This window comes from Tangfeifania sp. (genome assembly GCF_055108615.1).
Genome location: NZ_JBSQIC010000120.1, coordinates 1 through 8127 on the forward strand (window position 1 = coordinate 1; position 8127 = coordinate 8127).

The window sequence follows — 8127 nt, forward strand, 5'->3', positions numbered from 1 at the left end:
GGTTGTTCCTTGAATTCAATACTGAAACACCACGAATCTGAATTTTCGAGTTACCAAAAAGTCCACCGTCAGAAGAAGTAATACTCAAACCGGCAGATTTACCTTGCAAGGCCTGCACGGTATTTACAGTATTTACTGAGGCAATTTCTTCCCCGCTTACTTCCGTAAATGCATAACCAATCTTTTTGGTTTCACGTTTAATACCAAGTGCTGTTACAACAACTTCGTCAATTCCAATCGCATCAACTGTCATAGCAACATCTATAAGAGAACGACCGTTTACAGGTTCCTCCACTGTAGTCATACCTACAAAAGAAAATTTAAGAACCGCGTCGTCTGATGAAACACCAATGGTATAATTACCGTCGGAGTTGGTAATTGTTCCATTGCTTGTTCCTTTTTCAATAACTGTGACACCGGGTATTCCGGCACCATCCTCATCAGTAACTGTTCCTGTTACTGCTTGCTGTGCTATTGCATTTGCTATAAATGCAAAACACATTGTCAATGTTAAAAAAACCTTTCGCATAGATTTTCAATTTTTAATTAGTAATTAGACTTCTTTCTTGTTTTAAATTCATATCGTTAAAAATTAATTGGTAAAGCATAGCTGTAATTCCAAGTAATCCTGATTGTTCCCAAATATCTGAGATAACAATTTTTGTGTTGGCATAAATTTGCTCTAGGCAGTGCCTGTTCAACGATTGCTGGATTGGGGTCAGTACAAACTGATTGGCTGTGGATACAGGGCCGCCCAAAACGATTATTCCCGGGTTGAGCAACTGGATTGTTACCGAAAGGCCTTTGCCCAGCGACAATCCCAGGCGGTGTAACAGCTGAATTGAAAATTCATCGCCCGATTTGGCGGCGGCAATTACATCTTCGGGTTTCAAATCTTGTGTGTGTCCTTTAAACATTTCGGTTAATTGCGAAACCCGGTTTTCTTCAATACCTTTTTTTGCCTCGTTCAGTAAAACATAAGCCGAAGTTACGGTTTCAAGGCACCCCCGCTTTCCGCAGATACACAAATCTCCGTCTTCAACCAACTGAATATGTGACAACTCACCGGCAAACCCGGTTGCACCATTATATAACTTCCCATTTATGATTATTCCCAGACCGACCCCCCAGCTCCATGTAACCACAATAGCATTGGAATACCCGTGCGCAGCACCGAAAATATACTCTCCATAGGCCTGCATACGGGCATCGTTGTTTACATAAACCAGTTTGTTGAACTTTTCTTCCAACCGTTCTTTTACATTTCGGAAAGCGGTGTTTTTAATGGTATAATTTATTCCTGTTTCTTCGTCGATTAACCCGGGCATTGTAACGCCAACTCCCAAAATCCTTTTTTCGTCGATCTTATATTTTTCTATTAAAAGGAGAGCCTGTTTGTGGATTTTTTCAACCAACTGATTGTCGTCGATACCGGCTTCAAAATAAACAGCTTTGTTTACCGGCTGGTTATGTGAATTATGGATGTTTATTTTCCCCTGGTACCTTTCTATTTCGCAGGCTATAACATAAATAGAATCTTCAGCCAAACCAAACATGGTGGGTTTTCTGCCACCGTTGGATTCACCAGAACCTCTTACTTCCACATATTTTAAACTGCTTAACTCGTTCAGCAACGAAAGAGCCGTTGGAAGGCTTACACCAATCTTCTTGCTTATTTCGGGCCCCGAAAGTGTATTATACTGGTACAGAAGGTTCAGAATTTTAATCTTCTGCCGGTACTTCTTCAGTCCGTTTCCAGTAAGTTTTGTTTGTTTATTAGCTCCAACCAGGTTCATTTTTATTTCTTCTTAGATAGTGCAAGTTAAATAAACATTTTCGGTAAAAACAAATAATTATTAAATATTTTTAATAAGTATTTGTCATTTGCAAAAATTCGTATTGAAAATGAAATTACTATTACAAAAAATAAACAAAATATTCTCATTAGTTAAAATTCAAAGGTATCACTAAAAAATCTTTTATTGTTTTTTTAGAAAGAATCAAAAACTTCCGAAAAATTGTGTACTGAGGTAGTATGCAACAAGTCCTACTTTTAAATTTAATATCGAATCCTTGTGGATCACATATTGCATACTTATTATTTTTGACATTATACAATATCAGATTGAATAACATCTGTAAAGCTGTTCGATGGGTTTTCGCTCACTTTCCAGGCTTGAATATGATGCCATTCAGAATCAACTTTCGCAGCAAAAGGGAGAAGCCTCGCTGGAGGTAGTGTTCCTCAAACAACGCGAACTGGCAACCGACTTTTCATTTTCCACCGCCATTGCCATAATCTATTCCTTTGGTTCGCAATATGCCAACATTATTAATACCCGGTTTTAATAAAAGGTTCCCATAAATCCTTTTAAAAATTTTATTGTGCCAGATTAACAAAACATTTGTTTTTAAATAAAATCATAATTAATTTAGGCCGGAAAATAAACCGAAATAGAATATAATTATTATTTGTACGAATAAAAAATGTTCTGGCTATCCTTAAAAAATCAAGTAAGAACCGAAAATCTGTTTTGGTTTTTTATCACGGTACGGTATGAAATTTATTCTATGGAAAAAACTAAATTCCTGAAATGAGAGATCCGAATAAAAAACGCAAAAACCGATACTTTCATTACCAAAAAGAAATTCTGAACACTATATCCGAACCCGCATCTTTTATTAGCAGAAATTACCGTTACGTTTTTGTAAACAGTGCCTTCAACAATTTTTACAAAAAAGAAACCAGTGAGATAATCGGAAAAACCGGGGCAGATATTTTTGGAGAGAATGATTTTGAAACAAAAATAAAACCGCAACTGGATATTTGCCTCGCAGGAGAGCCTGTATTCATGCAGTACGAAGGTGGATTGACCGGCGGAGAGTTCAAAATACTAAAGCTTAATTTTTACCCACACCAGAAAAACACCGGCAAAATTGATGGCATAATCTCCACATCTACCGATATTACCGAGCAAAAAAGAGCCGAAAATGCGTTGAGGGAAAACGAAGCCCGGTTGAAAGAATTAAATTCAACCAAGGATAAACTTTTCTCCATTATCGGGCACGACCTGAAAGGCCCGTTGAACAATATTTTAGGCTTTTCGGAGCTTATAGAGGAAGGCTACGACAAACATTCTCCGGAAGATATTCGTCATTACAACAAATTAATTTACCGGCTTTCACTCACTGTTTCCGACCTGCTTGAAAATTTGCTCACCTGGTCGAGGGCACAACGGCAAAAAATATCGATAACTCCACAAAACATTGCCCTTAACTATATTATTGCAAAGTGTTTTAGCCTGCTGGAACAAAATGCCATTAAAAAACAAATCAGGTTAAAAAACAGCGTGCACCCCGAAACTGTTATTTTTGCCGACGAAGAAATGATTACCACCGTTATTCGCAACCTCATTTCCAATGCCATAAAATTTACCAACAGGGGTGGCACCATAACCATTACAGCCAAAACTGAAAATGACAGGGTACTGATTGAAATCAGTGATACAGGCATCGGAATTTCAAAAGATCAACTTTCTCATTTATTTGAACCGGATGAAAACCATACCAACCTGGGCACCGAAGGAGAAAAAGGTACCGGACTGGGATTAATTATCTGCAAAGATTTTATTGAAAAAAACGATGGTAAACTTTCGGTAAGCAGCAAGCCCGGCCGGGGTTCAGTGTTCAGCGTTTCGTTGCCTGGAAAAAAACAGGAAACGCACAATGTATAGTAAGAACTATTGAGTGACGTAATTCAATATTCATGGACAAAGCAAGAATTTACAGCCGGCTCGGGAAAATTTACGACCGCATAAACAATGAAGAAAATGCCCGTGTTTGCAAAGATATTCCTGAAGATGCCTGCCGGTACACACCGCTGAACTATTTCCTCATCATTATAAGCAACATCCTCACTCAGCTTGGCGATGTGTTAAGCAATCCCAAAACTGTTCTTGCCTGGCTGATGAACTATGTTAATGCTCCTATTTTTTTAATCAGCTTTATTGTGCCCATTCGCGAATCGGGGTCCATGCTGCCACAAATTGTGATTGCAAGCTACATCCGGCGAATGCCCGTGCGCAAATGGGTATGGGTGATCGGTTCTCTGCTGCAGTTTGCATCAATTGCCGGAATTGGCATTGTGGTCCTCAATTTCGAAGGCGAAAAAGCAGGATGGTTAATCATACTGTTGCTTATCACTTTCAGCCTTTCGAGGGGACTTTGCTCGGTGGCCTCCAAAGATGTGCTGGGCAAAACAATTCCCAAAACCCGCCGCGGACGGTTAAAAGGGTATGCATCATCTATTTCGGGTGTGCTGGTAATTGTAGCCGGATTGTTTATGATTTTTAAAACCAACAGCGATACCGGAATTGAATTTTACGGGGTAGTCCTGTTTTTTGCCGCAAGCATGTGGGTCCTGGCTGCTGCCGTTTATTCAGGAATTAAAGAATACAGCGGAGAAACAGCGGGTGGCGGCAATGCGCTAAAAGAAGCTTTCGACCGTCTCAACATTCTGAAAAATGATAAACCTTTCCGAAACTTTGTCATTTGCCGTTCGCTGCTTTTGAGTTCTGCACTTACCGCTCCTTTTTATGTAGTCCTGGCCCAAAACCAACTGGGCACCGACATTTATATTCTAGGCCTCTTCATAATTGCCAACGGAATTGCTTCATCCGTCAGTGCTCCGTTTTGGGGGAAAATGGCCGACACATCGAGTAAAGGTGTTATGGTGAAAGCCGCCATTATTACTTCAGCTCTTGGTTTTTTGGTTTTTACAGTTGTGAGCTGGGTGCCGTTTTTAAGGGAAAGCAGCTGGTTTTATCCGTTTACATTTTTTATTCTGGGAATAGCCCACAGTGGTGTCCGGCTGGGCCGGAAAACCTACATTATTGATTTGGCCTCCGGCAATAAACGCACCGACTACGTGGCCGTGAGCAACACTGTTATCGGGGTAATTCTTTTGGTAACCGGAGGCATCAGCGCACTTGCTTCATTAATTTCAATTGAAGGAATTATACTGGTGCTTTCTCTTTTTGGGATTGCCGGTGCATGGACAAGCTCCCAATTACCCGATGTGGAAGATTAAAAAATCCATCCTTCAGCAACAATTAATTTATCAATAAAAAGTTTTAATAAGAATTGGATTATTAGTTTTGTGCCCGATGTTTAAAATTCGACATACACTTTTATTGCTCTTATTTGCTTTGTCAACTATTCATTCAACCGGACAAAGCAGTAACGCTACGCTGCGTGGGAGAGTTACCGACCAGCACGGGAACCCGCTCGACATGGTAAACATTGGGCTGAAAGACTACCCGCTGGGCACCAGCTCAAACCGCGAAGGAAAATTCCTGTTACGCATTCCGGCAGACAAAGAAATTGTAATTATATTTTCATCACTGGGCTACAAATCAGTCTCCGATACCATAAATGCCAGGGCAGAAGAAAATGTGTACCGGGAAATCACAATGAATTCAACCAATCTTCAACTGGCCGAAGTGGTGGTAACCGAGCAGCGGCGCCGGAGCGGCAATGTAACCCGCCTCGATCCTAAATTTACAGGCTTAATGCCCGATGCGGCTACCGGTGGTGTGGAAGCACTGATTAAAACCCTGCCCGGCGTTTCTACCAACAACGAGCTGAGCTCACAATACACGGTGCGCGGTGGTAATTTCGATGAAAATATGGTGTATGTAAACGACATTGAAATTTACCGCCCCTTTCTCATTCGTGCCGGCCAGCAGGAAGGCCTCAGTTTTATCAACAGCGATATGGTTTCTACCATTGAATTTTCATCGGGCGGGTTCAGTGCCAAGTACGGTGATAAAATGTCGTCGGTGCTCGATATAAAGTATCGTAAACCCAGCCAATTCAGAGGATCGGCATCAATGAGTTTACTCGGCGCAACCGCCCATTTCGAAGATGTTGCACTGAAAGGAAAACTTTCGCACATTTCGGGAATACGTTACAAAACCAACCGCTACATGCTGGGCGGGCTTGACGAAAAAGGAAATTACAATCCGCAGTTTGTCGATTTTCAAACCTACATCACCTATCAGTTTTCCGAAAAATTCAACATCTCTTTCCTGGGAAATGCCGCACAAAATCAATATCAGTTTATTCCGCAAACCCGCAAAACAACGTTCGGCACGTGGCAAAACCCGCTTAACACTACCATATTTTTTGAAGGACAGGAGATTGACGATTTCAAAACTTACCTCGGGGCACTTTCAGCCAACTACCATCCCAACCTGAACCTGAACCTGAAATTCATCGCATCGGCATTTAAAACTTCTGAGAAAGAAACTTATGATATTCTCGGGCAGTATTACCTCAACCAGCTGGAGCGGAATATGTCGTCTGAGGAATTTGGCGACAGCATCCTAAACCTGGGTGTAGGCTCATTTTTAAACCATGCCCGTAATACTCTCGATGCCCATGTGTTCAGCTTTTCGCATAAAGGTGCTTTCAATTCCGAAAATCACCTGGTGAACTGGGGACTGAAATTTCAGCACGAAAAGTTTGAAAGCAAAATAAATGAATGGATTTACCGCGATTCAACGGGATATTCCCTTCCCTATTCCGACTCGGAAGTTTTGCTCTACTACACGCTGAACAGTGCAAACAACATAAGCTCCAACCGCCTGACCGGTTTTGTGCAGGATACCTGGAGCCTGCCGGTGAGTTCGGGCGATTTATACCTCAATGGCGGTGTGCGGTTTAATTACTGGGATTTCAATGATGAGCTACTAATCAGCCCGCGTGCATCAGTAAGTTTTTACCCCGACTGGAAACACAAAATGTCGTTCAGTCTTTCGGCCGGTATGTACCACCAGTCGCCGTTTTTCAAGGAACTGAAAACCCGTGACGGAAGCATCAATTACAACTCAAAGGCCCAACGTTCATTTCAGGTAGTTGCAGGTTCTGATTTACTGTTTACGGCCTGGGACCGTCCTTTCCGGTTCACCACCGAAGCTTACTACAAGTGGCTGAGCCGGCTGGTACCCTACCAGATTGACAATGTTCAGATTCGTTACCTGGCCGACCAGGAAGCAAAAGGCTACGCCACCGGAATCGACATGAAAATTAACGGTGAATTTGTAAGTGGCGTGCAATCGTGGGCCAGCCTTTCGCTTCTCGAGACCAAAGAAAATATCTTTAATGACGGACACGGATACATTCCGCGCCCGACTGACCAGTGGGTAAATTTCAGCCTGTTTTTTCAGGATTACCTCCCGGGAAACCCATCATGGAAAATGCAGCTTTCCGGGTTTTACGGTGCCCGGCTGCCAACCGGTCCGCCCAATTCAGAACGCTACGAGGATGTTTTCAGAATGCCGCCCTATCGCCGTATCGACCTGGGCTTTTCCAAAGTCCTCATCAGCGCTGCCCGGCCGGTTAAGCACAACTTCTTCAGGCATGTTAACGATATGTCGCTCAGCCTCGAAGTATTTAACCTGCTGAATATTAAAAATACCATTTCCTACTTTTGGGTATCGAGTATTTACGGCGACCAGTTTGCAGTGCCCAACTACCTCACCGACCGGAAATTCAATTTAAAACTGACAGTTAAATTTTGAGTTGAACAAAATAATCTGAAAATTTTGTTTTCATTGTTTTGGCAGATAATAGGTGTTATATTTGTTCTATGACAGAAAGAAAGATGCAACTCACTATTTACCAGGCAGATGCTTTTTCCGACTCCGTATTTTCGGGCAATCCGGCAGCAGTAGTTCCGCTCGAAAAATGGCTGCCCGATGACGTGATGCAAAAAATTGCAATGGAAAATAACTTGTCGGAAACGGCCTTTTTTGTTCCCACACAAAACGGATATCATATTCGCTGGTTTACCCCATTAACAGAAGTGAATTTATGCGGACATGCCACACTGGCCAGCGCTCACGTACTCTTCAATCATTTGGGGTTCAACAAAAAAGAGATAAAATTTGAATCAAAAACCGGTGAGTTAACCGTTAAAAATGAAGGTCAGTTTATTGTGCTCGATTTTCCGGTTTCGGAACTAAAAGAAATTGAACTGCCAAAAAATATTGAACAGGCTTTTGGCAGCCGCCCTGTTAAATGTTTGAAAGGCCGCGAAGATTTGTTGTAGATCGGAAGAGCACA

The 8127-nt window shown here is 41.9% G+C and carries 7 protein-coding genes; 5 read left to right on the plus strand and 2 right to left on the minus strand.

What is annotated here, in order from left to right:
- Positions 1 to 529, minus strand: a 529-nt coding sequence (locus ACTCNA_RS16835; protein ID WP_462949104.1) for a carboxypeptidase-like regulatory domain-containing protein, incomplete at its 3' end; no start/stop codon positions are given.
- Between the two features lie 13 nt (positions 530 to 542).
- Entirely contained in the window at positions 543 to 1796 is a 1254-nt protein-coding gene (locus ACTCNA_RS16840) for an ROK family protein (RefSeq protein WP_462949105.1), read from the minus strand.
- Positions 1797 to 2151: 355 nt separating this feature from the next.
- On the opposite strand from ACTCNA_RS16840, the gene ACTCNA_RS16845 reads away from it, so the two are divergent.
- The 5 genes from ACTCNA_RS16845 (at position 2152) to ACTCNA_RS16865 (ending at position 8113) form a co-directional block, all read left to right on the plus strand.
- Complete coding sequence (locus tag ACTCNA_RS16845; RefSeq protein ID WP_462949106.1) at positions 2152 to 2349, plus strand: hypothetical protein; 198 nt, start codon at positions 2152 to 2154, stop codon at positions 2347 to 2349.
- A 245-nt stretch (positions 2350 to 2594) separates the two neighbouring features.
- Complete coding sequence (locus ACTCNA_RS16850; protein WP_462949107.1) at positions 2595 to 3734, plus strand: PAS domain-containing sensor histidine kinase; 1140 nt, start codon at positions 2595 to 2597, stop codon at positions 3732 to 3734.
- Between the two features lie 32 nt (positions 3735 to 3766).
- Positions 3767 to 5089, plus strand: coding sequence for an MFS transporter (locus ACTCNA_RS16855; protein WP_462949108.1), 1323 nt, complete (start codon positions 3767 to 3769; stop codon positions 5087 to 5089).
- 103 nt (positions 5090 to 5192) lie between these two features.
- A complete protein-coding gene (locus ACTCNA_RS16860; protein ID WP_462949109.1) occupies positions 5193 to 7583 on the plus strand; it encodes a TonB-dependent receptor in 2391 nt (796 codons plus the stop codon).
- A 68-nt stretch (positions 7584 to 7651) separates the two neighbouring features.
- Complete coding sequence (locus ACTCNA_RS16865; protein ID WP_462949110.1) at positions 7652 to 8113, plus strand: PhzF family phenazine biosynthesis protein; 462 nt, start codon at positions 7652 to 7654, stop codon at positions 8111 to 8113.
- Positions 8114 to 8127 lie beyond the last annotated feature (14 nt).